Source organism: Achromobacter sp. KK8, from assembly GCF_054188005.1.
Window position 1 is genome coordinate 1,320,230 of record NZ_CM135178.1, and the last position, 23,948, is coordinate 1,344,177.

Genomic DNA, 23,948 nt, shown 5'->3' on the forward strand with positions numbered 1-23,948 from the left:
TTTGCGCAGACTCAGGCGGCGTCAGCACCCAGCCGCGCGCCCTCGCGCACGATGCCGCAGCGCTTGTAGGCGCGCATCACCACGCCCACTTCACTGGCCAACACGCCATCGAGTTCACCCAGCCTGCGCGTGACCACGTCCCACAGGTGCAGGCTGTCGCGGCACAGCACGTGCCAGAACAGTTGCGAGGCGCCGCTGGTGCCGAACAGGCAGCGCGTATTCGGATCCAGCGCCAGGTGCGCGGCCAGGGCATCGACCGCCTGCGGCCGCACCTGCACCGAGATCACCGCCTCGACCGGAAAGCCCACCAGGGCGGGCTCGACTTCCACGCGAAAGCTCAGCGCGCGCCGCTCCACCAGATGCTGCAGCAGGCGATGGGCAGTGGGCTCGCTGACGTCGGCATGCGCGGCCAGCTCGGCCAGGCTGGCGCGGCCGTCGCGCATCAGGTGCGCGACGATGCGCTGTTCGGACTCGGTCAGCGCTGCGGGCGGCTGCGTAACGGCGGACTCCGGCCCCTCGGGCGGGGCGTCGCCGGCCTGGATGCGCCATTGACCAGCGCGGCGGAATGGCCGCAGCACCAATCGCGCCTCCACATGCTCGACGCCATCGATCGACGGCAGCACCCGCGTCACCACGTCGGGCATGTCGGCCGCGTCCGCCAGCGTCAGTTCCGCCATCAAATCGGCCGTGCCGGCCAGCGTCACCACGAGCTGAGTGATGCCAAGCTGCGCCAGGGCGTCGGCCGCCTCGGCCACGCGTCCCGACCGGCAGCGCACCCAGGCATGCAGCACCACGCCACGACCCGTGGCCAGCGGATCGGCTTCGGCGATGACCCGCAGGGCGTCGGCGTCCATCAGCCGCTTGATGCGCCGCGCCACGGTGCGTTCGGCGATACCAGTGGCCGCGCCCAGCTCGCGCCAGGACGCGCGCGGGTCGGCCTGCAGGGCGATCAGGCAGGCGAGATCGGTGTCATCGAGCGCCGGCATTAGGGGCTTACCCTTACTTGACGTGACTATATTCATTAATCTAACGTTCGCGCATTGAAAAAAACACAAAATTTAACGGTCTATTTGACCAAAAATAAAACAGAGGACGTTATGAGTACCCCTTCCGCAACCCTGCGCGCCACGCAGGGGGCAAACGCCGCGCCCGTGTCGCGCGTCCGCACGATTCTGGCCGGTAGTGTAGGCAATGCGGTGGAATGGTTCGATTGGACCATCTATGCGTCGTTCGCCATCTTCTTTTCGAAGCAGTTTTTCCCCGAGGGCAACGAAACCGCCGCATTGCTGGCGACCTTCGGTATTTTTGCCGTCGGCTTCTTCATGCGGCCCGTCGGCGGCTGGGTGCTCGGCATCTTCTCGGACCGCTATGGCCGCAAGGCCGCGCTGGGCCTGACCATCCTGATGATGGCCGGCGGCTCGCTGATCATCGCCGTCACCCCGACCTACGCCACCATCGGCCTGGCCGCCCCGCTGCTGCTGACCGCCGCGCGCCTGCTGCAAGGCCTGTCGCTGGGCGGAGAGTATGCCTCGGCCACGACCTTCCTGGCGGAAATGGCGCCGCCCAACAAGCGCGGCTTCTATTCCAGCTTCGTCTTCTTCAGCGCCGCGGTGGGCATCCTGGCCGCGTCCGCCGTGGGCTGGCTGCTGACCTCGACCCTGAGCAAGGCCGAAATGGCCGACTGGGGCTGGCGCATCCCCTTCTTCCTGGGCGCGCTGGGTGGCCTGGCCGGCATGTGGATCCGCCGCGCGATCCCGGAAACCGAGGCGTTCTCGCACGCCAAGAAGGCCGGCGTCGAAAAGCAGCCGCTGCGCACCCTGATGCGCGAACATCCGCGTGAAGTGCTGCGCATCGTCGGCTTCTCGATCCTGACCACGTTCGCGTTCTACATCTTCGTGGCCTATGTGCCGACCTACGCCATCCGCCAGGTCAAGGCCGATCCGCAGGTCGCGTTCGCCGCCAACACCGTCGCGCTGATCGTGTTCATGCTGGTGCAGCCCGTGTTCGGCATGCTGTCGGACCGCATCGGCCGCAAGCCGCAGCTGATCTTCTTCGCCGCCGGCTATCTGGTGTTCTTCTACCCGTTGATGACCACGCTGGGCCCGTCGTTCGGCTCGATCCTCGCCGTCGAACTATTCGGCCTGGTGCTGTACGCCATGTACACCTCGATCGCGCCGGCCATCATGTCCGAGCAGTTCCCCACCAGCGTGCGCGCCGTCGGTATCGGCACGCCCTACAACCTGGTCGTGGCGCTGCTGGGCGGCACCACCCCGTACCTGCTGACCTGGCTGCAAAGCAAGGGCATGGAGCGTTGGTTCTTCTATTACGTGCTGGCCGGCGCCGTCATCACGCTGATCACCTTCATCCGCATGCCGGAGACCCGCGGGCAGTCGCTGAAGTAATCCTCGACGCGTGCGCAACCGCGCCCCGACGCCTCCCCACAGCGCTTTCCGGCTCCGCCAGGGCCGGAAAGCTTTTCCATTTCCGTGAGCGCCATGCCCGACCAAGACACTCCCCTGCATTTCCGCGAAGCCCGCGAACTCGCGCGCGCCATCCGTGACGGCGCAATCAGCTCCCGCCAGGTCACCGTCCACTTTCTCGACCGCATCGAGCGCGCGCCGGCGCTGGCCGCCTACAGCCAGGTCACGGCCGAGCGCGCGCTGGCCCAGGCGGAAGCCGCCGACCGGCTGTTGGCAGCCGGCATCTCGATGGGGCCCCTGCACGGCGTGCCGGTGGCGGTGAAGGACAGCCTGCACTGGGCCGGCACGGTCGCCAGCGGCGGATCGCAAGCCCGCAGCGGCGTCATCAGCGACGAAACCGCAGCCGCCGTACGCGCCCTGGCCGCGCAGGGCATGGTGATCCTGGGCAAGACCCGCATGACTGAATTCGCGTTCGGCCTGTCGGGCCAGAACCCGACACAGGGCACGGCCCGCAACCCGTGGGATGCCATCACGGCGCGCGCGCCCGGCGGTTCGTCCAGCGGGGCCGGCGTGGCGGTGGCGGCCGGCCTGGCGCCCCTGGCGGTGGGCGGCGACACCGGCGGCTCGGTGCGCGCGCCGGCGGCGCTCAATGGCGTGGTCGGCTACAAGCCGTCCTCAGGTGTGATCAGCCGCGCTGGCTGCCTGCCCTTGTCCGAAACGCTGGACGTGCTGGGCCCGATCTGCCGCAGCGTGGCCGACGCCCGCCTGCTGACGCAATTGCTGGCCGGCCCCGACATCGATGATGTCGCCACGCAGGCCCTGCCCGCTGCCAGCATCGCCGCCCTGCGGCGTCCCGCCGCCCGCCGTGGCGGCGCCGTGGCCGTGCTCGCGCCACAGGCCTGGCCCGCGACACTGGCCGACGAAGGCCTGCGGATCTGGCACGAAGCGCAGGAACGGCTGGACCAGGCCGGCATCACGCCCCAGGCCTGGCATCCGCCGGCGTCGTTGTCGTTCGCGCGCATGGCGGACGACAACTCGCTGGTATTGGCCTACGAGGCCTACCGCCATTTCGGCCACCTGGCCGACGACCCGGATCAACCGCTGTGGGAAGTGGTGCGCACGCGCATCGCCGCCGGCGGCCGCATCGCGCCGGCCGACTACGCCGCCGCGTTGCAACGGCGGCATGCGGACATGGCCACGTTCGCCGCCGCCATGCAGGGCATCGATGCCTTGCTGATGCCGGCCTGCGACCAGGCCGCACAGGCGCTGGACCCTGCCGACACGCGCCACACCGGCCTGGGCAAGCTGCTGCGTCCGGCCAACTTCCTGGGCGCGGCGGCCATCGCATTGCCGGCCGGCCATGACGTCGACGGCATGCCGATGGCGGTGCAGTTGCTGGCGCCCGCCGGCGCGGATGCCGCGCTGCTGGACTGCGCCGCCGCGCTGGAACGCATCCTGGCGCCGGTCTTGCGCACGCCCGACCTGTCAGCCTGGGGTCTCTGATCCCAACCTCGGCCGTAAAAAAAAGCCCCTGCAGGGGCTTTTTTTGCGAAGGCGCGACGCTCAGGCCGACTTCTTCAGTTCCTGCACCTTGTCCGTGGCTTCCCACGAGAATTCCGGCTCGGAACGACCGAAGTGGCCATAGGCGGCGGTCTTGGTGTAGATCGGACGCAGCAGGTCCAGCATGTTGACGATGCCCTTCGGACGCAGGTCGAAGTGCTCGCGCACCAGCTTGGCGATCTGGTCGTCGGGGATGACGCCGGTGCCTTCGGTGTAGACGGTGATGTTGATCGGCTCGGCCACGCCGATGGCGTAGCTGACCTGCACCTGGCACTGGCGCGCCAGGCCGGCGGCCACGATGTTCTTGGCCACGTAGCGGGCGGCGTAGGCGGCCGAACGGTCGACCTTGGACGGATCCTTGCCCGAAAACGCGCCGCCACCGTGCGGGCATGCGCCGCCGTAGGTGTCGACGATGATCTTGCGGCCGGTCAGGCCGCAATCGCCTTGCGGGCCGCCGATGACGAAGCGGCCGGTCGGGTTGACCAGGAACTTGGTCTTGGGCGTGATCAGGCCTTCGGGGAAGCTGGGCTTGATGATGTCTTCGATGACCGCTTCGCGGATGGTCTCTTGCGTGACTTCCGGCGCGTGCTGGGTCGACAGCACCACCGTATCGACTTCCGCCGGGCGACCGTCGATGTAGCGGAAGGTCACTTGCGACTTGGCGTCGGGGCGCAGCCACGGCAGGCGGCCGTCCTTGCGCAGTTCGCTCTGGCGCTGCACCAGGCGGTGCGCGTACCAGATCGGGGCCGGCATCAGGTCGGGCGTTTCGTCGCAGGCGTAGCCGAACATCAGGCCCTGGTCGCCCGCGCCCTGGTTCAGGTAGTCTTCCGAGCTGCGGTCCACGCCCTGGGCGATGTCGGGCGATTGCTTGTCGTAGGCGACCAGCACCGCGCAACCCTTGTAGTCGATGCCGTACTCGGTGTTGTCGTAGCCGATGCGGCGGATCGTGTCGCGCGCGACCTGGATGTAGTCGACGTTGGCGGTGGTGGTGATTTCACCGGCCAGCACGACCAGGCCCGTGTTGCACAGGGTTTCCGCCGCCACGCGGGCGTTGGGGTCCTGGGTGAAGATGGCGTCCAGAATCGCGTCGGAAACCTGGTCGGCTACCTTGTCGGGGTGCCCTTCGGAAACGGATTCGGAAGTGAAGAGAAAGTCGTTATTGGCCACAGATGCGTCCTTTCGTGTCCGATACAGCCGGAACATGGGTTCACGAGGCGCGTTGCACCCCGGACTGCATGGCATACGCTAATCTGGGCGCGACGCTTTAGCGGATTTGGCAAGCGATGCATGACGCATCGGTATCCTGCCGTCGCCCCGCAAGTTGTCGGTTAACTCGGCGACGGGTCGATTTTAAGCGAAAATGTCGGTCTTATGCTTGTGCCGGGGGTGGGGTCTTTCCCGCGAGCACCGGCATCACCATGCCCGATATCGCTCATTTGCCGCATGCTGCTCGTCCTATTTCGCCTGTTCGCCTCTTTGCCCCTGCCCGTCGCGCACGCGCTGGGACGCCTGCTTGGCCGCGCCGCGTATGCGTTTCCGGGCAAGTACCGGCGCCGCCTGCAGGCCAATGCGGCGCAGGCGGGCTATCCCGAGCCGGCCTTTGCCCGGCGGGCGGCGGGCGAGGCCGGCGCCATGATCCTGGAAATGCCGCGGGTCTGGTTTCGCAACGAGCAAAGCCTGGCCCAGGTCGTTTCCGATGACAACGACGTGGTCAGCGCCGCACGCGCCGAAAACCGCGGCATCCTGTTCCTGACCCCGCACCTGGGCTGTTTCGAGATCACCGCGCGCTACCTGGCCCGCCTGATGCCCATGACCGTGATGTTCCGCCCGCCGCGCAAGGACATCCTGGCGCCGCTGCTGGAAACCGCGCGCAACAGCTCGGCCGTCAATGCCGTGCCGGCGACCATGCAGGGCGTGCGCGAATTCGTGCGCGCCCTGCGACGCGGCGAATCCGTCGGCATGCTGCCGGACCAGGCTCCGGGCGTCGGCGACGGCGTCTGGGCGCCTTTTTTCGGACGCATGGCCTACACCATGACGCTGCCGGGCAAGCTGGCCACCCAGACCGGCGTGCCGATCATCCTGACCGCGGGCGAGCGCCTGCCAGGCGGGCGCGGCTGGCGCATCCACTACGTGCGGGTGCCGGAACCGCTGCCGGCCGATCCCCAGGCCCAGGCGGCGTTGCTCAACGCCGCCATGGAAACCCTGATCCGCCGCTGCCCGCAGCAGTATCTCTGGAGCTACAACCGCTACAAGACCCCTCGCGGCGCGCCCCCGGCGCCAGCCGACGACACCGCCGCCGCCTCCGGCTGAGGCCGTCGCCCCATTCCGTCCCGCCGCCCTGGTCCCACGCTTTTTACCCATGAACGATTCAAAAACGCGCACGTTGGTCTCCCTGCTGAAGTGGTTTGGCCGCATGCGGCCCGCCAACCGGCAACGCATCGGCGCCGCGCTCGGCTGGCTCGCCATGCGGCTGGCCAGATCGCGCACCCGCATCGTGCGCCGCAACCTCGAGCTGTGCTTCCCCGAACAGCCCGCGCAGGTGCGCGAACGCTGGGTGCGCGAACACTTCAGGGCGCTGGCGCAGTCCATCGTCGACCGCGGCGTGTTGTGGTACGGCACGCCCGAGGCAATCCAGGACATGGTCACGCAAAGCGGCGCCGAGCGCATCAACGAGCTGACCGCCCAGGGCCGTTCGGTCATCCTGCTGGCGCCGCATTTCATCGGCCTGGATGCCGCCGCCACCCGCCTCACCATGGAAGTGCCGAGCGCGGCCACCATGTACACGCCGCAAAGCGATCCGCACATCGACGCGGTCGTCGCGGCCGGACGCGCCCGCTTCAACGAGGTCTTCCTGGTCAGCCGCAAGGACGGCGTGCGCGAACTGCTGCGCCATCTGCGCGCACCGCGGCCGGTGTACTACCTGCCAGACATGGATTTCGGCCGCCAGGGCTCGGTATTCGTGCCGTTCTTCGGCATTCCCGCGGCGACCCTGCTGGCGACCGCCCAACTGGCCAAGAAATGGAATGCGGCGGTGCTGCCCATCCTGGATTTCTGGAACCCGGAAACAGGCCGCTACCATGCCGAAGTGCTGCCGCCGCTCGAGAACTTCCCCGGCGACGATACGCTGGAGGAGGCCACCGCGCGCCTGAACCGGGAACTGGAAGCCTGGGTGCGCCGCTGTCCCAGCCAGTATTACTGGGTGCATCGCCGCTTCAAGACGCGGCCGCCGGGCGAGCCCAAGATCTACTAGCGCGCGTTCGGACATGCACCGTGCGGCGGCGCGGTTTTCAGGGCCAGAATGGGCGATAATCCTCCCATGAACTGGAATTTCACCAAAATGCATGGCGCGGGCAACGATTTCGTCGTCCTGGACGGTGTCCGCCAGGCCATCGAAATGACGCCCGAGCGCGCCCGCGCCCTCGGCGACCGCCATTTCGGCATCGGCGCCGACCAGATCCTGCTGGTCGAACGCTCCACCCGGCCCGATGCCGACTTCCGCTACCGCATCTTCAATGCCGACGGCAGCGAGGTCGAGCATTGCGGCAATGGCGCCCGCTGTTTCGTGCGCTTCGTGCATGAACAAGGCCTGTCCGACCGTAACCCGCTGCGCGCCGAAATCGCCACCGGCATCCTGGTGCTGGACGAAGGCGACGACGAACAGGTCACGGTCGACATGGGCAGCACCCGTTTCGACCCGGCCGCGTTGCCGTTCGACACCGCCGGCCTGGCCTCGCGCACCGAAGGCCATGACACGCTCTGGCAGCTGGAGCTCGACGTGCCCGCCGGCCTGCCGCGCAGCGTGGCCCTGTCGGCCGTGGCCATTTCCAATCCGCACGCCGTGCAAGTGGTGGACAACGTCGACACCGCGCCCGTCGCCATCGTCGGCCCGCTGATCGAAAACCATCCTCGCTTCGCCCGCCGCGTCAACGCCGGCTTCATGCAGATCGTCGATCGCCACAGCATCCGCCTGCGCGTGCATGAGCGCGGCGCCGGCGAGACGCTGGCCTGCGGCACCGGCGCCTGCGCCGCCGTCGCTGCCGGCATCCGCCGCGGTCTGCTCGACTCCCCGGTGCGCGTGCAGACGCGCGGCGGCGTGCTGACCATCGCCTGGAATGGCGAACAACTGCGCTTGACCGGCCCTGCCGAATCCGTCTTCACGGGCCAGGTCGATATCGACAAGCTCGTCTTCTCCATGGCGCTGAACCGCTGACCCCATGACCGATACCGCTTTCACCGCCCAGGACATCGCCGCTTTCCTGCAGGAACATCCCGGCTTCTTCGACGAACACGCCGACGTCTTCGCCACGCTGCAGGTGCCGCATCCGCACGGCTCGCGCGCCATCTCGCTGGGCGAACGCCAGATCCTCACGCTGCGCGAACGCAACCGCGAACTCGAATGGCGCCTAAACGAACTGGTGCGCAACGCCACCGCCAACGAAACCATCGGCAGCCACATCTCCAAATGGTGCTGCCGACTGTTGTCTGAACCGGATCCGCAGCTGGTGCCTGGCGAGATCGCCCTGGGGCTGGCCGAACAGTTCGAACTGAACCACGTGGCGCTGCGCCTGTGGAACCTGCCCGACCTGCCCGAAACCGGCTACGGCGAACCCGTCAGCCAGGACGTGCGCACCTTCACCGACAGCCTGAAGGCGCCGTACTGCGGCACTGACACGGCCTTCGAGGCGGTCGCCTGGCTGGACGCCAAGCCCAAGTCGCTGGCGCTGGTGCCCCTGCGCCTGGAGGCCGAAGGCGCCAGCGTGGGCCTGTTGGTGCTGGGTTCGGACGACGCCGAGCGTTTCACGCCCGACATGGGCACCGCGTTCCTCGAGTCCATCGGCCAGTTGGCCTCGGCCGCGCTGCACCGGTTGAACCCGGCCGCCCCCAAGGCGTGATCCAGCCATGAGCGCGGGAGCCCCGGAACACGCCATGCAGGACCCGGCGCCGGACGCTCCCCTGCCCGATCCGATGGCCGCATGGCTGCGCCATCTGGAAAGCAACCGCCGCTATTCCCCCCACACGCTGGACGGCTACCGGCGCGAGCTGGGTTTCCTGATTGAACTGGCCGAACGCGCCAAACTGCCCCTCGAGCGGCTCGGCAACGGCCATATCCGCCAGTTCGTCGCGCGGCTGCATGCCCAGGGCCGCGGCCCGCGCAGCCTGGCCCGCACGCTGGCGGCCTGGCGCGGCTTCTACCAGTGGTGGGCGCCCGCCGTCGGCCTGGCCGGCAATCCGGTCGCCGGCGTGCGCGCGCCGAAGGCGCCGCGCAGCCTGCCCAAGGCCCTGTCGGTGGAACAGACGCAGGCCCTGCTGGACCGCGCGCCTGCCAAAGTGACGACCGAACCGGCCGCGCTGCGCGACCAGGCCATGTTCGAATTGTTGTATTCCAGCGGCTTGCGCCTGTCGGAACTGGTCGGGCTCGACCTGCGCTACGCGCGCTCGGCCGACTATGAATCGCGCGGCTGGCTCAATCTGGAGGAAGCGGAAGTGATCGTGCTGGGCAAGGGCGGCAAGCGCCGCTCCGTGCCCGTGGGCCAGGCGGCCGTGGCGGCGCTGCAACGCTGGATCGAGGTGCGGCCGCAACTGGCCCCGCCCGCCGCATCGCCGTCAGATGCCGCCGCGCTGTTCCTGGGCGCACGCGGACGCCGCATCTCGCCGCGCGTGGTGCAGCTGCAATTGGCGCACGTCGCGCAGGCCGCGGGCCTGCCGACCCACGTGCATCCGCACGTGCTGCGCCACAGCTTCGCCAGCCATGTGCTGCAATCGGCGCAGGATCTGCGCGCCGTGCAGGAAATGCTCGGCCACGCCAACATCTCCACGACCCAGATCTATACCCGGCTGGATTTCCAACACCTGGCGCGCGCCTACGACCAGGCGCATCCACGCGCCGGCCGCAAATCCTGAGCACCGGGCGCGCTCATCCGCCGCCGGCCAGCATGCCGCCCAACAGCAACACGCCCAATGCCAGCACGGCCAGGGCGGCCAACGCCTCCACGCCGTAGCGCAACCGCGCCGCCGCCACGCCCGACAGGCGGGATCCCAGTGTCGTGGCGGCGCCGCCGGCCGCGACCGCCAGGCAGGCCAGCGCGGCCACGGTCAGGCCGGTGCCCAGCCCCATCGCCAGCGCCGACGCCACCCCCGCCAGGAAGAATCCCTGGGACAACGCGAACACCAGCACGATCAACGCGCCGCTGCAGGGCCGCAGGCCCACCGCGAAGATCGCGGACCAGGCGCGACGCCAATTCAACGGCCCCGCCACCTGGTCGGGCGGCGGCACATGCGCGTGGCCGCAGCCGCAATCGTCGTGATGCGCATGGCCATGGGCATGGTCATGCGGTTGGGCAGGTGCCGCCGCATCCCCATGCGGCGCCGAGGCCCGTACGGCGATGGCTCGCAAGGCCGCGGCGCCCTTCAAGGCCGGGGCGGACGCCACGGGTGTCGGCGCTGCGACCGTGGCCATTGCCGCGGCCCGCCGACGGCGCAACAACGGCCGGATCGCCTTGATCCAGACCAGCCAGGCCCCCAGCAACGTCACCAACGCATACGATGCCAGCTCCAGCCAACGCGTCGCCTGATTCATCACCGCCGCCGTGGCGTTGAACACCAACGCCAGCGCCGCCACCATCGCGATGGCCACCAGGGCCTGCACCAACGACGACAGCAACGCCAGCAGCGCGCCATTGCGGGCCGTCTGGCGATTGGCGAGCACATAAGAGGAAATCACCGCTTTGCCGTGTCCCGGCCCAAGCGCGTGGAACACGCCGTACGCAAAAGACAGGCCGATCAGCGTCCAGGCAGCGCCGCCGTCGGCCTGCCAGGCACGCACGGCGGCAGTGAGCTGGCGATAGAAATGCGTCTGCCACACCGACACCTGGCCGAAAAACGCGGACAACCAACCGGGACCGCCCGCGAGCCCCGCGCCGCTTTCCGGCACGCCGAAAGGATGGGCGCCCTGCGCCGCGGCCATGCCGGTCCAGGCCAGCGCGCCCAGGGCCAGCAGCCACGCGCACACGGCCGCCACGATGGGCCGCCCCCGCGTCAGGAGCATTGCACCTCGATGCGGTGCGTCAGCCCCTTGGTGATGGCGAAAAGCTCTTCCGGCAGGGCATCCGGATCGGCCGGGATCGCGGCCAGTTGCTGCATGGTGTTCCAATCCAGTTCCTTGGGCTTGCGGTAAGCCTGCTTGCAGGCCGCCGCGCCGGGTCCGCCCAACGCGACCGCCCCTTTTTCTTCGAAGGCGTACGCCACGAAATAGGTCGGGTCATAGATATCGACCTGGGCGCCGGCGGAGTCCAGCGCGGCAGGCTCGGCCAGCGGCAAGGTGAACGCCAACGCCAATCGACCGGTCTTGGGGTTCCAGGTCACGCGCGCATCGCGCGGCGCGGCGAACACCGCGCTCTTGCCGGCCACGGTGACACGCGTGAAGTAATGCGACACCGGCTCGCCCAGCGCCTTCATCCAATCCTGCGCCATGGTCTTCAAGGTGTCGTCGGGCAGGGCGCCGCCCTTGCCCTTCTTGAGACCCTGGGTGGCATAGGCGCCGAACATTTCGTCGAACAGCCAGACCTGCCTCACGGCCGTGACCCGATGTTGCTCGTCCAGGTCGATCACGGCGCGGGCATCGATCCACATGTGCGGATGGGCGCCGGCGGTGCTGGCCGCCAGTGCGCCCGTGACAGCGATCAGGGCCGCAACGCGGCGGTGAGCTGACGTACGTTCCATTCAAACATTTCCAGGTAGGTGGCGCCGGGCTGTCCAGGCTTGGACAGCGCATCGGAATACAGCGTACCACCCACCTTGGCGCCCGTTTCACGCGCGATCTGCTGCACCAGGCGCGGGCTGGTGATGTTCTCGACGAACACCGCCGGCACCTTGTCGCGCTTGACCTGCTCGATGATGCGCGCCACGTCGCCGGCGGACGGTTCGGCCGCGGTCGATACGCCCATTGCCGCAATGAAATCCACGCCATACGCATCGCCGAAATAGCCAAAGGCATCGTGCGAAGTGACTACCTTGCGGCGTTCGGCCGGGATCGCCGCGAAGGCCTTGCGCGCGGCGGTATCGGCGGCCTGAAGGCGGGCGATGTAGGCATCGGCGCGCTTGCGATAGGCGTCGGCGTGGGCGGGATCGGCGGCGGCCAGGCCCGCGGCCACATTGCGCGCATAGGTCACGCCATTGGCCAGGTTCTGCCAGGCGTGCGGGTCTGCGTCGCCATGATGGTGATGGCCCTCGCCAGCGCCATGGTCATGGTCATGGTCCTTGTCGCCATGGCCGTGATCGTGCTTGCCATGCTCATGGCCGGCGAACTTGCGCGGCGTCACTCCCTTGGAGGCGACGACGGTCGGACCCGTGAAGCCCGCGGCCTTCACCAGCCGCGGCAACCACGCTTCGAAGTCCAGGCCGTTGACGAACAGTATCCTGGCAGCCGCCAGTTTCTTGGCATCGCCTGGCGTTGGCTCGTATTCATGGGCGTCGCCGTCCGGGCCCACCAGCGTGCCCAGCTTGATATCGTCGCCGCCCACCTCGCGCACGATGTCGCCCAGGATCGAAAAGCTCGCCACGACCGGCAGCGGTTCGGCGGCATGCGCCGCGCCGAAGGCCGTGGACAGCCACAGGCCGGCGGCGGCCAGCAAGGCGCGGCGGCGCGGGAACGCCGGCAGAATGGAACGCATAGCGAATCTCCTTGAGGGTTCAGGCCCGGCGCGATGCGCGCGACGCCCGCAGCAGCCCGCCATACGGGCCGCAGACGATGGAAAACAGATAGCAACCGCCGGCCGCCAGGATGATCGCGGGCGAGGCCGGCACGTTGAAGTGATACGACACCAGCAGGCCCGTCACCGAAGCGGCCACGCCAACGCCGCCGGCCAGCGGGATCTGGCCGGCAGCCGAACGCATCCAGAAGCGGGCGGCCGCGGCCGGCAGCATCATGATGCCGACCACCATCAGCGTGCCGAGCACCTGGAAGCCGGCCACCAGGTTCACCACCACCAGCACCAGAAAGCCCATGTGGACCCAGCCGCCCTGGCCGCCGCTGGCGCGCAGGAAGCCCGGATCGAGACATTCCGCCACCAGCATGCGATAAAGCGCGGCCAATGCCAGCAGCGTGATGCTGGCCGTTGCCGTCACCAGCAGCAGCGCCGCGTCGTCCAGCCCCAGCACGGTGCCGAACAGCACGTGCAGCAGATCCATGTTCGACCCGCGCAGCGACACCAGCAGCACCCCCAGGCCCAGCGATATCAGGTAGAAGGCGGCGAAGCTGGCGTCTTCCCGCAGCGGCGTCAGGCGCGCGACCAGGCCGGCCAGGAGCGCCACGGCCAGCCCGGTGGCGATGCCGCCCAGCATCATCGCGCCCAACGACAGGCCGGCCAGCAGGAAGCCCGCCGCCACGCCCGGCAGGATCGCGTGCGACATGGCATCCCCCATCAGGCTCATGCGCCGCAGCACCAGGAAGACGCCCAGCGGCGCGGCCCCCAGGGACAGGGCGCTGGCGCCGGCCAGCGCGCGCCGCATGAAGCCGTAGTCGAGAAAGGGGCCGATCAACCATTGCGACACGCTCATGCGAAGGCCCTCGCGTGCCATTGGCGCGCCGTCTTCAGATTCGCCTCGGTCAACGTCTCGGCGGTATCGCCCCACGCCACCACCGAACCGGACAGCAGCAGGCACTGTGGAAAGTGGTCACGCACCAGGTCCATGTCGTGCAGCACCGCGATCACCGTACGCCCCTGGCCGTGCAGGCCGCAGAGCAACGCCATCAGCTCATCGGCGGTATGGCTGTCGACAGCGGTAAAGGGTTCGTCGAGCAGCAACACCGGCGCATCCTGCACCAGCATGCGCGCGAACAGCGTGCGCTGCAGCTGTCCGCCGGACAGCGTATCGATCCCCCGGCCAGCCATGTCGGCCAGGCCAACGGTTTGCAACGCCTGCATGCAGCGGTCGATCTCTTCGCCGCCATAGCGCCGCCAACCGCCGACCCGGCGCCAGGCTCCCATCGCGACCAGGTCCAGCACCGTCACGGGAAAGGAGCGATCCAGCTCCGCGGCCTGCGGCAACCACGCCAGTTCGGAACGGCCGACGCCGCCGACGCTGACCCTGCCGGACAGGGGCCGCAATACGCCCATGATGCCTTTGATCAAGGTGGATTTGCCGGCCCCGTTCGGACCGACCACGGCGGTCATCGCGCCCGCCTCGAAGCGGCCCGACACGCCGCGCAAGGCGGCATGGCCATGCCAACCGAAGGAGGCGTTGCACAACTCGATGGCCACCGGCGCAACGCTCATCGCGCCCACCAGTCCAGCGCCCAGCCGGTCAACGCCCACAACGCCGCCGCCGCGGCCAGCGCGGCAGCCATGCGGCGCCAGGCGGAGGCGAGGAAAGCGGAGCGCAAGGAGGCGCCCGGACCCGGCGCGGCGCCGGACCGCGGGGGCAAAAGCGAAAAATGGGACATGACGAAGAGAAACAGCGGAATATTATTATGTTATATCATAACTACACCCGCTTGAATGGGAGGGTTTCGCCCGCACCTGGAGGTTTTCTGCTACCTTCCAGGCATCTCGCGCGCTCGCGCGCGTTCCCTTTCCAGATGAAACCCGCCATGCCCGCTCCGCCCCGCTCTCCCCGCAGCGACACCGTAGGCGCCCAACTCAGCGTCGCCGAGGCGCTGTGCGAACAACGCGGCCGCCGCCTGACCCCCATCCGCCGCAAGGTGTTGGAACTGCTGCTGCGCCATGGCCGCAGCCTGAAAGCCTACGAGTTGCTCGACGCCATGCGTGAAGTGCATCCGGGCGCCGCGCCCCCGACGGTGTACCGCGCCCTCGACTTCCTGATGGACGAAGGCCTGATCCACCGACTGGACGCCGTCAACGCCTGGAGCGCCTGCCACGACGCTGGCGGCGCTCCCCACGATCTGCTGGTGGTCTGTACCAGTTGTGGCGCGGTGGCCGAGGTGTCCGATCCCGCCATGAGCCGGCAATTGGCCGAGCGCGTTGCCCAGACCGGCTACACGCTGGCCACCCACGAGACCGAAATCCGCGCGCTGTGCCCGCAGTGCCAGAAGCAGCAACCCGCCGATGGCGGGCACCATCACCATCATCATTGAAGGCATCGGGCACGGCCGCCGGCGCCCGACGGGCTCACCGGTCGCCCGTCCCATCGGGTGCGCCTCGATCCGGCCCTTGAAATCCGGAAAATCGCCCCAAAATAGTGATATCGCCCGATACTTGACGGCGTACAGCCGCGATCTGGGCGGCTACGCCCCCGGGTTGGCCCGGGGTTTGCCCCCCGCCCCCGACTGTGCTGTAATCCTGCGTCCGGCCGCTAACGGCGGCCCTCGCAGCCTGTGGCAGTAACATCGGTCGAGCGATGTCTGGCAGGCAATCGGCACCCGCTGCCGCCCGCCAGACCCCAGCGCCTGACCGCCGTGTCTAACCGCCTTTACTTCACGCAAGCAGCTTCGCCATGAACACCCCGCGCAGTTTGGACAAAATGGTTCCCGTCACCATCCTCACCGGCTTTCTCGGTGCGGGCAAGACCACCCTGCTCAAGCGCATCCTGACCGAATTCCACGGCCGCCGCGTCGCCGTCATCGAAAACGAATTCGGGCCGGAAAGCATCGACAACGACCTGCTGGTGCAGGACAGCGACGAGGAAATCATCGAACTGTCCAACGGCTGCGTCTGCTGCACGGTGCGTGGCGACCTGATGCGCACCCTGTCCGACCTGCGCGCCAAGCGCGAGGCCGGCACCCTGAATTTCGAACGCGTCATCCTGGAAACCACCGGCATGGCCAATCCCGGCCCGGTGTGCCAGACGTTCTTCATGGACGACGACATCGCCGAGTACTACCGCCTGGACGCGGTGGTCACGGTGGTCGACGCCAAGCACGGCATGGCGACGCTGGATGAACAGCCCGAAGCCCAGAAGCAGGTTGGCTTCGCGGACCGCATCCTGATCTCCAAGAAAGACCTGGTCAACGACGTCGACTACGAAGCCCTGCGCAACCGCCTGCTGCGCATGAATCCGCGCGCGCCCATCACCGCGGTCAACTTCGGCGACGCCGACCTGAAGTCGATCATCGACATCAGCGGCTTCAACCTGAATTCCATTCTGGACATCGACCCGGACTTCCTGGCCGATGAGCATCCCGATGCCGCCCACAGCCATGCCCACGGGCACGGCCACGATCATGATCACGGCCACGACCACCACGGTCACGACCATGACCACGATCACGACGGCGAATGCGGGGCGCACTGCAATCACGCGCATCATCACCACCCCAAGCACGACGACGAGATCGGCGCCTTCGTGTTCCGCTCCAACAAGCCGTTCGATCCTGCCCGCCTCGAGGAATTCCTGGGCGGCGTGGTGCAGGTCTATGGCCCGGACCTGTTGCGTTACAAGGGCATCCTGTACATGAAGGGCATCAACCGCCGCATGTTGTTCCAGGGTGTGCACATGATGATGGGCGCCGAACCCGGCAAACCGTGGACCGCGGCCGAAAAGCCGTCCACCAAGATGGTCTTCATTGGCCGCAAGCTGCCCCAGGAGATTTTTACCCGGGGCTTGGAGCAGTGCCTGGCGGGGTGATCCCCTTTTTGGATACGTGACGCGGTGCGACGAAGGCAGTACTGTGAGGTACGAATAGCGTAGGCAGCAAGCACACGGACCGGGAAGACAAGCCCGCGCCAGGATCGATTCATAGTGGAGTGTTTTCATGGCTACCAAGGCAGCAACCAAAAAATCAAGCAAGTCGACGAGCGATACGGCGATTGATCTGCCCAGCGAGAAGGAATTGCTGGCCATGCCCGAGTCCGACTATATGAACGAACGCCAGCTGGCGTTCTTCAAGGAACGGCTCAAACAACTCGAACAGGACATCCTGGCCAACGCCGGCGAAACCACCGAGCACCTGCGTGAAACGCAATTCGTGCCGGATCCCGCCGACCGCGCCACCATCGAGGAAGAACACGCCCTGGAGCTGCGCACCCGCGACCGCGAGCGCAAGCTGCTGAAGAAGGTGCAACAGTCCATCGCCCGCATCGACAGTGGCGAATACGGCTGGTGCGAGGAAACCGGCGAACCCATCGGCATCCCGCGCCTGCTGGCCCGTCCCACCGCCACCCTGTCGCTGGAAGCGCAGGAACGGCGCGAAATGCGGCAGAAGCTGTACGGCGACTGATCCGTCCCGTTATTCAAGCGCCACACCAAAAGGCTATGCTGGTTTCCAGCATGGCCTTTTTTCATTGCCGCACCGCCTCGGGGCGAAAGCGCCCGCAATCTGCGCCAGCAAAGCCGAAGGCGCGACGCGCGGATCGATTTTCATCGACCCGCAAGGCTTGATTTCGTCCGCATCGCCCCCAGCTAGTCCTTTCAAAGGAAGGAACGCATGGAACAATTTCACGCCACCACCATCGTGTGCGTGCGTCGCGGTAACCGCGTCGCGCTCGGCGGCGATGGCCAGGTCACCCTGGGCAACATCGTCATCAAAGGCACGGCGCGCAAGATCCGCCGCCTGTATCACGACAAGATCCTGGCCGGCTTCGCCGGCGCCACCGCCGACGCGTTCACGCTGCAGGAGCGTTTCGAAGCCAAGCTCGAGAAACACCAAGGCAACCTGATGCGCGCGGCGGTCGAACTGACCCGCGACTGGCGCACCGACCGCGTCCTGCGCCGGCTCGAAGCCATGCTGATCGTGGCCGACGCCGAGCACACGCTGGTGCTGACCGGCAACGGCGACGTGCTCGAACCCGAGCACGGCCTGGCCGCCATCGGCTCGGGCGGCGCCTATGCCCAGTCCGCCGCGCTGGCGCTGCTGCGCAATACCGAGCTGGCGCCCGAGACCATCGTCAAGCAATCGCTCGAGATCGCCGGCGACCTCTGCATCTACACCAACCAGAACCACGTCATCGAGACGCTGGGCGACTGACGCCAACCTCGCGGCGCCCGTCCGGGGCGCCGCGGCCCGTCCCCCAGCCCAGCCCTGCTTCAAGGATCCGCCCTCATGTCCGCATCCAACATGACGCCCGGAGAGATCGTCTCCGAACTCGACAAGTACATCGTCGGCCAGAACCGCGCCAAGCGCGCGGTGGCGGTGGCCCTGCGCAACCGCTGGCGCCGCCAGCAGGTGGCCGAGCCGCTGCGCCACGAGATCCACCCCAAGAACATCCTGATGATCGGCCCCACCGGCGTGGGCAAGACCGAGATCGCGCGCCGCCTGGCCAAGCTGGCCAACGCGCCGTTCATCAAGATCGAGGCCACCAAGTTCACCGAGGTGGGCTACGTCGGCCGCGACGTCGACACCATCATCCGCGACCTGACCGAATACTCGATCAAGCAGACCCGCGAACTGGAAATGCGCCGCGTGCGCACCCAGGCCGAGGACGCCGCCGAAGACCGCATCCTCGACGCCCTGGTTCCTCCGCCCCGCGGCACCTCGGGCGAGCCCGAGCGCGGCGAGGACAACAGCGCCCGCCAGACGTTCCGCAAGCGCCTGCGCGAGGGCAAGATCGACGATCTGGAAATCGAGATCGAAGTGGCCCAGACCGCGCCGCACATGGACGTCATGACGCCCCCTGGCATGGAAGAAATGGCCGAGCAGCTGCGCGGCATGTTCGCCGGGATGGCGCGCGACAAGAAGAAATCCAAGAAGATGAAGGTGCGCGAGGCCTTCAAGCTGATCGTCGACGAGGAAGCCGCCAAGCGCGTCAACGAGGAAGACCTGCGCACCGCCGCGATCAACAACGTCGAGCAGAACGGCATCGTGTTCCTGGACGAGATCGACAAGATCGCTGCGCGCCAGGAAAGCGGCGGCGCCGACGTCTCGCGCCAGGGCGTGCAGCGCGACCTGTTGCCGCTGGTCGAGGGCACCACCGTCAACACGCGCTACGGCATGGTCCGCACCGACCACATCCTGTTCATCGCCTCGGGCGCCTTCCACCTGGCGCGTCCGTCGGACCTGATTCCCGAACTGCAGGGCCGCTTCCCGATCCGCGTCGAACTGGAATCGCTGACCGCCGAGGACTTCGTGCGCATCCTGTCCGATACGGACGCCTCGCTGACCAAGCAGTACACCGCGCTGATGGCCACCGAGGACGTGCAGCTGGAATTCACCGAAGAAGGCGTGCGCCGGCTGGCCGAACTGGCTTACGAGGTCAACGAAACCACCGAGAACATCGGGGCCCGCCGCCTCTACACCGTGATGGAAAAGCTGCTGGACGAACTGTCGTTCGACGCGACCTCCAGCACCGACAAGACGGTCAAGATCGATGCCGCCTACGTGAACGCGCAACTGGCCGAAGCCGCCAGCAGCCAGGACCTGGCCCGCTACGTGCTCTAAGCCTCGCGTCCCGGCCTGGCCGGCGGCACGAATACGAAAAGGCCCGCCGCAAGCAATTGCGGCGGGCCTTTTTCGTGCGAAGGCCACCTCCACCGAAACCACCGGCAGCGGAATCTGTCGCCGGGCGGACGCGCCAGCGGCGCCCGGCCAGGCAGTTCAGTTGGTGATCGCGGTCACCACGTATTTGCCATCCTTGCGCTCCGCGGTGAAACGCACCTTGTCGCCGGCCTTGATCTTGGCCAGCAACGCCGGATCGGCGTCGTACACCAGCGTCATGGCCGGCAGATCCAGCGCCTTGATGGCGTCGTGCTTGATGGTGACCTTGCCCGCGCCCGGGTCCACGCGCCGCACCTCGCCGCTGGCCTCGGCCTGCTGCGCGAACGCCAGCGGCGTGGCCAGCGACACGACGGCCATCGCGGTGGCGACAGCCATGGGCGTTGCGTACTTGCGGTTGAAAGCCATGCTTTATCCTCCGATTGCGACGAAAGCGCCATGCCGGCCTTGCGGCCCGCGCACGCTTTCCACAATGCTAGGATACCGTCCTCGTGCAATAGTTTCCCCGCAATAACGCAACAATTCTGACGGTTGTTTGCAAAGGACGTTTCATGGCCAATCGCCTGTCAGTCATCGCCACCCGCACCGGAGACGACGGCAGCACCGGACTGGGGGACGGGTCGCGCGTGCCCAAGGACGCGACCCGCATTGCCGCGCTGGGCGACGTGGACGAACTGAACAGCGTCATCGGCCTGCTGCTGACCGAGCCCATGCCGGCCGACGTGGCCGCCGATCTGCTGACGATCCAACACGATTTGTTCGATATGGGTGCCGAATTGTGCATTCCCGGCCATGTCGCGCTGGAAGACGCCCAGGTGGCGCACCTGGATGCGCGGCTGGCGCATTACAACGCGGCCCTGCCGCCGCTGCGCGAATTCATCCTGCCGGGCGGCTCGCGCGCGGCGGCGCAGGCACACCTGGCGCGCACCGCCTGCCGCCGCGCCGAACGCGCCGTGGTGGCGCTGGCGCGCGAGGAAGCGGTGAACGCCCCTGTGCGGCAATACCTGAACCGGCTGTCGGACCTGATGTTCGTCCTCGCGCGCTACCTGAACCGCGAGGCCGGCAGGCCTGACGTGTTCTGGACCAGCCGGGTGTCGCGCCAGGCCACGGAATGAAAAATGCCCCTTGCGGGGCATTTTTCATTCTGGCCTGGCGATGATGCGGCCCTCAGTTGGGCACGCCCGCCGCATGCGCCTGCTCGTCGGCGTGGTACGACGAACGCACCATGGCGCCCACCGCCGCGTGCGAGAAGCCCATCGCATAGGCTTCGCGCTCGAACATCGCGAAGGTGTCGGGATGCACGTAGCGCAGCACTGGCAGGTGGTGTTCCGACGGCTGCAGGTACTGGCCGATGGTGAGCATGTCGACGTTGTGCTCGCGCATGTCGCGCATCACCTGCAGGATTTCCTCGTCGGTCTCGCCCAGGCCGAGCATCAGGCCCGACTTGGTCGGCACGTCGGGGTGCAGCTTCTTGAACTCGGCCAGCAACTTGAGCGAGTGCATGTAATCCGAACCCGGGCGGGCCTGCTTGTACAGGCGCGGCACGGTTTCCAGATTGTGGTTCATGACGTCCGGAGGGCCGGCGTTCAGGATGGTCAGGGCGCGATCCAGGCGGCCGCGGAAATCGGGCACCAGCACCTCGATGCGCGTGCTGGGCGACAGTTCGCGGATGTGGGTGATGCAGTCGACGAAATGGCCGGCGCCGCCATCGCGCAGATCGTCGCGGTCGACCGAGGTGATCACCACGTACGACAGCTTCATCGCGGCGATGGTGCGCGCGAGGTTTTCCGGTTCCTTGGTGTCGAGCGGGTCGGGGCGGCCATGGCCCACGTCACAGAACGGGCAGCGGCGGGTGCACTTGTCGCCCATGATCATGAACGTGGCCGTGCCCTTGCCGAAGCATTCGCCGATGTTCGGGCAGGACGCTTCCTCGCACACCGTGTGCAGATTGTGCTCGCGCAGGATGCGCTTGATGTCGTAGAAGCGCGACCCCGGCTGGGCCGCCTTGACGCGGATCCATTCCGGCTTCTTCAGGCGCTCGGCGGGAATGATCTTGATCGGGATGCGCGCCGTCTTGGCCTGGGATTTCTGTTTCTGCGTCGGATCGTACGCCGTTTCCGCGGGCGCGGCGGCGGCTTCGTTCGAGGGCACAGACGACTCGGCAAGCGTGGACATGGAACACCTTCACGACCGGCGCGCAGGGCGTTGCGGTCTGAGACAAAAGAGGACATTTTACCCCCTGTGCCCGAATCCACCCCGAAAGGCCCGGCACCGGGCCGCGCCGGGTTATCGTCACGCCTGACGAATTCGCGCCGCCCCCCCCCTCATGTCCACCCTGTCCCCGCTCCGCCCCATCGTCCTGATCGCCCCCCGGCTGGATCTTGCGCCAGCCACCCGTGCCGTGCAGGCATGCGCCGAACGGCTGGCGCCCGCCGGCTACTACCTGGCCGCCGGCCCGTGGCGTGATGCGTCCCTGCTACCGCTACTGGCCCAACTGGCGCCGGCCGCGGCGCTGGTCATCGGCCCGCTCGACGACCCGCAACTGCGCGCCGCCGTAACGGCGCTGGAAATCCCGGTGGTGGAGACGTGGAGCCTGCCCGCCACCCCGCTGGACAGCCTGGTGACGATCGACAATGCCGAGGCGGGCCGCCTGGCCGCCCGCCATCTGGCCGAAAAGGGCCATGCGCGGGTGGCCTGTGTCAGCGCCGACACCCCGTGGGAACGGGCCCGCCGCGAAGGCTTTCTCGGCAGCGCGGCCGCGCTGGAGCTGGCCGTGGTCGCCGACATCGTGCATCCCGAGGCGCAGCAACTGAACGATGGCCGCATGGCGTTCCTGCGCCTGCTGGCCACTAATACGATCTTCGATGCGGTGTTCTGTACCTCGGACTTGCTGGCCGCCGCCACGGTGTCGGAGGCCCACAACCGCGACCTGCACGTGCCGCAGGACCTGGCGGTGCTGGGCTTCACCGAGGACGGCAGCGCGCCGCAATGGGTCCAGGGACTGACGACGCTGGGCGTGGACGCGGCCGAGCTGGGCCGGCGTGCGGGGCAACTGCTGCTGGACCGGCTCGATGGCGAGCAGCCGGCCGGCACGCGGCTGACGCTGGATACGGTGTTCGAGGCACGCTTGAGTACCTGACCGGCGCGCGCGGCCGGGCCAGGAATCGATGGGGTCGGGCGTGCGGCGCGGCCCCGGACGCCGCTCAGGCGCCAGTCTCGTACAACGCAGGAAAGCCGCAGTCGCGCAGCATGGCGTCGGCCTCGCGCAGGAAGGCCGGCGTGGACGTCTCCGGCACGCGCACCAGCCATTGCACCGCCTCTTCCTTGCGGCCGCGCAGCAACAGCATGCGGCCCAGGTGGAACATGCCGCGGAAATCGCCGCCTTCGGCGCAGCGCCGGTAGCAGTCGAACGCGCGTTCCAGGTCCTGTTCGACCACGTCGCCCGTTTCGTAGAAGCGACCGACCACACCGATGGATTTGACGTGACCGCCCTGCGCGGCCTGCTGGTACAGCGCCAGCGCCGCCGCGCGGTTCTGCGTCACGCCGCCGCGGCCGCTCTTGAGCATGTGGGCGTAGTTGTACATGCCCCAGTCCAACCCACGGTCGGCGGCCAGCCGGAACCAGTACGCCGCCACGGTATCGTCCGCGGGCACGCCCCAGCCGTTTTCATAGCAGCGGCCGATCATGTTGATGGCCATGAGATGGTCGGCATTGGCGGCGCGCTTGAACCAGGCCAACCCTTCGGCCTGATCCTGTGGCACGCCAACGCCATCGAGCAGCATCTGGCCGAAGATGGTCTGCGCCTCGACCAGGCCCATTTCGGCCGCCGCGCGGATCCAGGCGGCATACTGCGGCGCCGGCCCGGCGCGCAGGGCAGCCAGTTGCTCGGGCGTGGTCGCGGCCACTTCGGCCGGCGTAAAGCTTGTCTTCATGCGGGTGTTGTCCTTGCCTGGCGCCACAAGCGGGCCAGGTTGCGGGCCAGCGCGTCGCCCACCTCGGTGGGATCGCGCCGCACGCTACAGGACGCCATGTCGACCGTGCGCAGGCCGGCATAGCCGCAGGGATTGATGCCCAGGAACGGCGCCAGGTCCATCGCCACGTTGAGCGACACGCCGTGATAGGCGCGGCCATTGCGGATCTTGATGCCCAGCGCGGCGATCTTGGCCAATTCGCGGCCGCCGTCGGGGTCGGGCACATAGACGCCCGGCGCGCCGGGCTTGCGGCAGGCGCCGGCCACGCCCATCGCATCGAGCGTATCGATCACCGCCGTTTCCAGCAGGGCCACGTATTCCTTCACGTACATGTCGACGCGGCGCAGGTCGAACAGCGCATACGCCATCACCTGGCCCGGGCCATGATAGGTGACCTGGCCGCCGCGATCGCACTGGACCAGGGGGATGGCGCCCGGGTTGAGCACGTGCTCGGGCAGGCCCGCCTGCCCCAGGGTATAGACCGGCGCATGCTCGCACAGCCAGATTTCATCGGGCGTCTCGGCCGACCGCTGGTCGGTGTACGCCTGCATGTCCCGCCACACGGACAGGTAGTCCGCCGGCCGCGCGAGCCACTTGATCACAACCGCTGGC

General features: G+C 67.8%; 25 protein-coding genes. 14 read left to right on the plus strand and 11 right to left on the minus strand.

Translation table 11 applies throughout. From position 1 onward, the window contains the following. Nucleotides 1–11 precede the first annotated feature (11 nt). Nucleotides 12–986 (minus strand): Lrp/AsnC family transcriptional regulator, encoded by a 975-nt coding sequence (locus ACVN9Z_RS06070; protein WP_223308573.1) that lies wholly within the window; start codon nt 984–986, stop codon nt 12–14. 111 nt (nt 987–1,097) lie between these two features. Here ACVN9Z_RS06070 and ACVN9Z_RS06075 point away from each other — a divergent pair, with 111 nt between their 5' ends. Both ACVN9Z_RS06075 and ACVN9Z_RS06080 read left to right on the plus strand, forming a co-directional pair. Further along, on the plus strand, nt 1,098–2,402 hold the full coding sequence (locus ACVN9Z_RS06075) for an MFS transporter (RefSeq protein WP_458213239.1): 1,305 nt from the start codon (nt 1,098–1,100) through the stop codon (nt 2,400–2,402). 93 nt (nt 2,403–2,495) lie between these two features. After that, nucleotides 2,496–3,923, plus strand: a complete 1,428-nt coding sequence (locus tag ACVN9Z_RS06080; RefSeq protein WP_047993164.1) for an amidase — start codon at nt 2,496–2,498, stop codon at nt 3,921–3,923. A 60-nt stretch (nt 3,924–3,983) separates the two neighbouring features. On the opposite strand, the gene metK is transcribed toward ACVN9Z_RS06080, so the two are convergent. Further along, nucleotides 3,984–5,147 (minus strand): methionine adenosyltransferase, encoded by a 1,164-nt coding sequence (metK, locus tag ACVN9Z_RS06085; RefSeq protein WP_006389765.1) that lies wholly within the window; start codon nt 5,145–5,147, stop codon nt 3,984–3,986. Between the two features lie 276 nt (nt 5,148–5,423). Between metK and ACVN9Z_RS06090 the strand changes: the two genes are divergently transcribed. Genes ACVN9Z_RS06090 through xerC form a run of 5 tightly spaced genes read left to right on the plus strand, consistent with a single transcriptional unit; the run spans nt 5,424 to nt 9,881 of the window. Next, the gene (locus ACVN9Z_RS06090; protein WP_006389764.1) at nt 5,424–6,290 is read left to right on the plus strand and encodes a lysophospholipid acyltransferase family protein; all 867 of its coding nucleotides are present in this window, start codon (nt 5,424–5,426) and stop codon (nt 6,288–6,290) included. Nucleotides 6,291–6,339: 49 nt separating this feature from the next. Continuing rightward, complete coding sequence (locus ACVN9Z_RS06095) at nt 6,340–7,230, plus strand: lysophospholipid acyltransferase family protein (protein ID WP_020925911.1); 891 nt, start codon at nt 6,340–6,342, stop codon at nt 7,228–7,230. Between the two features lie 48 nt (nt 7,231–7,278). Further along, nucleotides 7,279–8,190: a diaminopimelate epimerase gene (dapF, locus tag ACVN9Z_RS06100; RefSeq protein ID WP_427200146.1), complete on the plus strand. Its 912-nt coding sequence runs from the start codon at nt 7,279–7,281 to the stop codon at nt 8,188–8,190. Between the two features lie 4 nt (nt 8,191–8,194). Continuing rightward, complete coding sequence (locus ACVN9Z_RS06105; protein WP_024070714.1) at nt 8,195–8,872, plus strand: DUF484 family protein; 678 nt, start codon at nt 8,195–8,197, stop codon at nt 8,870–8,872. Nucleotides 8,873–8,906: 34 nt separating this feature from the next. Continuing rightward, a complete protein-coding gene (gene xerC / locus ACVN9Z_RS06110; protein WP_458213505.1) occupies nt 8,907–9,881 on the plus strand; it encodes a tyrosine recombinase XerC in 975 nt (324 codons plus the stop codon). A gap of 13 nt (nt 9,882–9,894) precedes the next feature. Here the strand turns inward: xerC and ACVN9Z_RS06115 are convergent, their stop codons facing one another. The 5 genes from ACVN9Z_RS06115 to ACVN9Z_RS06135 are packed head-to-tail and all read right to left on the minus strand — an operon-like array spanning nt 9,895 to nt 14,254. Beyond that, nucleotides 9,895–11,025 (minus strand): nickel/cobalt transporter, encoded by a 1,131-nt coding sequence (locus ACVN9Z_RS06115; protein ID WP_054448276.1) that lies wholly within the window; start codon nt 11,023–11,025, stop codon nt 9,895–9,897. Then, nucleotides 11,016–11,609 (minus strand): DUF1007 family protein, encoded by a 594-nt coding sequence (locus ACVN9Z_RS06120; protein ID WP_230846565.1) that lies wholly within the window; start codon nt 11,607–11,609, stop codon nt 11,016–11,018. Before ACVN9Z_RS06120 ends, ACVN9Z_RS06115 begins: the two co-directional genes overlap by 10 nt. Nucleotides 11,610–11,659: 50 nt before the next feature. After that, nucleotides 11,660–12,649, minus strand: coding sequence for a metal ABC transporter substrate-binding protein (locus tag ACVN9Z_RS06125; RefSeq protein WP_080982217.1), 990 nt, complete (start codon nt 12,647–12,649; stop codon nt 11,660–11,662). A 19-nt stretch (nt 12,650–12,668) separates the two neighbouring features. Continuing rightward, on the minus strand, nt 12,669–13,535 hold the full coding sequence (locus ACVN9Z_RS06130; protein ID WP_006389756.1) for a metal ABC transporter permease: 867 nt from the start codon (nt 13,533–13,535) through the stop codon (nt 12,669–12,671). Further along, nucleotides 13,532–14,254: a metal ABC transporter ATP-binding protein gene (locus tag ACVN9Z_RS06135; protein ID WP_035184230.1), complete on the minus strand. Its 723-nt coding sequence runs from the start codon at nt 14,252–14,254 to the stop codon at nt 13,532–13,534. The genes ACVN9Z_RS06130 and ACVN9Z_RS06135 overlap by 4 nt, the downstream gene beginning before the upstream one ends. Before the next feature lie 314 nt (nt 14,255–14,568). Between ACVN9Z_RS06135 and ACVN9Z_RS06140 the strand changes: the two genes are divergently transcribed. From ACVN9Z_RS06140 to hslU, 5 genes are all read left to right on the plus strand, one after another. Beyond that, complete coding sequence (locus ACVN9Z_RS06140; protein ID WP_006389754.1) at nt 14,569–15,072, plus strand: Fur family transcriptional regulator; 504 nt, start codon at nt 14,569–14,571, stop codon at nt 15,070–15,072. Between the two features lie 359 nt (nt 15,073–15,431). Beyond that, complete coding sequence (locus ACVN9Z_RS06145) at nt 15,432–16,562, plus strand: CobW family GTP-binding protein (protein WP_024070720.1); 1,131 nt, start codon at nt 15,432–15,434, stop codon at nt 16,560–16,562. A 127-nt stretch (nt 16,563–16,689) separates the two neighbouring features. Then, on the plus strand, nt 16,690–17,154 hold the full coding sequence (gene dksA, locus ACVN9Z_RS06150; protein ID WP_006389752.1) for an RNA polymerase-binding protein DksA: 465 nt from the start codon (nt 16,690–16,692) through the stop codon (nt 17,152–17,154). Between the two features lie 207 nt (nt 17,155–17,361). Continuing rightward, nucleotides 17,362–17,901 carry an ATP-dependent protease subunit HslV gene (hslV, locus tag ACVN9Z_RS06155; RefSeq protein ID WP_006389751.1) on the plus strand — a complete coding sequence of 180 codons (540 nt, stop codon included), beginning with the start codon at nt 17,362–17,364 and terminating at the stop codon, nt 17,899–17,901. 75 nt (nt 17,902–17,976) lie between these two features. Then, nucleotides 17,977–19,311, plus strand: a complete 1,335-nt coding sequence (gene hslU / locus ACVN9Z_RS06160) for an ATP-dependent protease ATPase subunit HslU (protein WP_020925902.1) — start codon at nt 17,977–17,979, stop codon at nt 19,309–19,311. 156 nt (nt 19,312–19,467) lie between these two features. Here hslU and ACVN9Z_RS06165 read toward each other — a convergent pair whose 3' ends face one another. After that, the gene (locus ACVN9Z_RS06165) at nt 19,468–19,773 is read right to left on the minus strand and encodes a copper-binding protein (protein ID WP_006389749.1); all 306 of its coding nucleotides are present in this window, start codon (nt 19,771–19,773) and stop codon (nt 19,468–19,470) included. Between the two features lie 143 nt (nt 19,774–19,916). Between ACVN9Z_RS06165 and ACVN9Z_RS06170 the strand changes: the two genes are divergently transcribed. Beyond that, nucleotides 19,917–20,480 (plus strand): cob(I)yrinic acid a,c-diamide adenosyltransferase, encoded by a 564-nt coding sequence (locus tag ACVN9Z_RS06170; RefSeq protein ID WP_054517705.1) that lies wholly within the window; start codon nt 19,917–19,919, stop codon nt 20,478–20,480. Nucleotides 20,481–20,532: 52 nt separating this feature from the next. Here ACVN9Z_RS06170 and lipA read toward each other — a convergent pair whose 3' ends face one another. Beyond that, a complete protein-coding gene (gene lipA, locus ACVN9Z_RS06175) occupies nt 20,533–21,540 on the minus strand; it encodes a lipoyl synthase (RefSeq protein ID WP_006391921.1) in 1,008 nt (335 codons plus the stop codon). A 151-nt stretch (nt 21,541–21,691) separates the two neighbouring features. Between lipA and ACVN9Z_RS06180 the strand changes: the two genes are divergently transcribed. Continuing rightward, nucleotides 21,692–22,504, plus strand: a complete 813-nt coding sequence (locus tag ACVN9Z_RS06180; protein WP_458213240.1) for a substrate-binding domain-containing protein — start codon at nt 21,692–21,694, stop codon at nt 22,502–22,504. A gap of 64 nt (nt 22,505–22,568) precedes the next feature. Here the strand turns inward: ACVN9Z_RS06180 and ACVN9Z_RS06185 are convergent, their stop codons facing one another. Both ACVN9Z_RS06185 and lipB read right to left on the minus strand, forming a co-directional pair. Continuing rightward, on the minus strand, nt 22,569–23,297 hold the full coding sequence (locus ACVN9Z_RS06185; RefSeq protein WP_049052006.1) for a tetratricopeptide repeat protein: 729 nt from the start codon (nt 23,295–23,297) through the stop codon (nt 22,569–22,571). Continuing rightward, the gene (gene lipB, locus ACVN9Z_RS06190; protein ID WP_024070725.1) at nt 23,294–23,938 is read right to left on the minus strand and encodes a lipoyl(octanoyl) transferase LipB; all 645 of its coding nucleotides are present in this window, start codon (nt 23,936–23,938) and stop codon (nt 23,294–23,296) included. The genes ACVN9Z_RS06185 and lipB overlap by 4 nt, the downstream gene beginning before the upstream one ends. Nucleotides 23,939–23,948: the final 10 nt, after the last annotated feature.

Coding starts and splice junctions, on each gene's coding strand:
- ACVN9Z_RS06115 (WP_054448276.1), bottom strand. CDS start 11,025: ATGCTCCTGACGCGGGGGCGGCCCATCGTGGCGGCCGTGTGCGCGTGG.
- dapF (WP_427200146.1), top strand. CDS start 7,279: ATGGGCGATAATCCTCCCATGAACTGGAATTTCACCAAAATGCATGGC.
- lipA (WP_006391921.1), bottom strand. CDS start 21,540: ATGTCCACGCTTGCCGAGTCGTCTGTGCCCTCGAACGAAGCCGCCGCC.
- hslV (WP_006389751.1), top strand. CDS start 17,362: ATGGAACAATTTCACGCCACCACCATCGTGTGCGTGCGTCGCGGTAAC.
- ACVN9Z_RS06120 (WP_230846565.1), bottom strand. CDS start 11,609: ATGTGGATCGATGCCCGCGCCGTGATCGACCTGGACGAGCAACATCGG.
- ACVN9Z_RS06095 (WP_020925911.1), top strand. CDS start 6,340: ATGAACGATTCAAAAACGCGCACGTTGGTCTCCCTGCTGAAGTGGTTT.
- ACVN9Z_RS06165 (WP_006389749.1), bottom strand. CDS start 19,773: ATGGCTTTCAACCGCAAGTACGCAACGCCCATGGCTGTCGCCACCGCG.
- ACVN9Z_RS06185 (WP_049052006.1), bottom strand. CDS start 23,297: ATGAAGACAAGCTTTACGCCGGCCGAAGTGGCCGCGACCACGCCCGAG.
- ACVN9Z_RS06125 (WP_080982217.1), bottom strand. CDS start 12,649: ATGCGTTCCATTCTGCCGGCGTTCCCGCGCCGCCGCGCCTTGCTGGCC.
- ACVN9Z_RS06140 (WP_006389754.1), top strand. CDS start 14,569: ATGCCCGCTCCGCCCCGCTCTCCCCGCAGCGACACCGTAGGCGCCCAA.
- hslU (WP_020925902.1), top strand. CDS start 17,977: ATGTCCGCATCCAACATGACGCCCGGAGAGATCGTCTCCGAACTCGAC.
- ACVN9Z_RS06170 (WP_054517705.1), top strand. CDS start 19,917: ATGGCCAATCGCCTGTCAGTCATCGCCACCCGCACCGGAGACGACGGC.
- ACVN9Z_RS06180 (WP_458213240.1), top strand. CDS start 21,692: ATGTCCACCCTGTCCCCGCTCCGCCCCATCGTCCTGATCGCCCCCCGG.
- xerC (WP_458213505.1), top strand. CDS start 8,907: ATGCAGGACCCGGCGCCGGACGCTCCCCTGCCCGATCCGATGGCCGCA.
- ACVN9Z_RS06075 (WP_458213239.1), top strand. CDS start 1,098: ATGAGTACCCCTTCCGCAACCCTGCGCGCCACGCAGGGGGCAAACGCC.
- ACVN9Z_RS06130 (WP_006389756.1), bottom strand. CDS start 13,535: ATGAGCGTGTCGCAATGGTTGATCGGCCCCTTTCTCGACTACGGCTTC.
- ACVN9Z_RS06145 (WP_024070720.1), top strand. CDS start 15,432: ATGAACACCCCGCGCAGTTTGGACAAAATGGTTCCCGTCACCATCCTC.
- ACVN9Z_RS06080 (WP_047993164.1), top strand. CDS start 2,496: ATGCCCGACCAAGACACTCCCCTGCATTTCCGCGAAGCCCGCGAACTC.
- ACVN9Z_RS06105 (WP_024070714.1), top strand. CDS start 8,195: ATGACCGATACCGCTTTCACCGCCCAGGACATCGCCGCTTTCCTGCAG.
- ACVN9Z_RS06070 (WP_223308573.1), bottom strand. CDS start 986: ATGCCGGCGCTCGATGACACCGATCTCGCCTGCCTGATCGCCCTGCAG.
- ACVN9Z_RS06135 (WP_035184230.1), bottom strand. CDS start 14,254: ATGAGCGTTGCGCCGGTGGCCATCGAGTTGTGCAACGCCTCCTTCGGT.
- ACVN9Z_RS06090 (WP_006389764.1), top strand. CDS start 5,424: ATGCTGCTCGTCCTATTTCGCCTGTTCGCCTCTTTGCCCCTGCCCGTC.
- dksA (WP_006389752.1), top strand. CDS start 16,690: ATGGCTACCAAGGCAGCAACCAAAAAATCAAGCAAGTCGACGAGCGAT.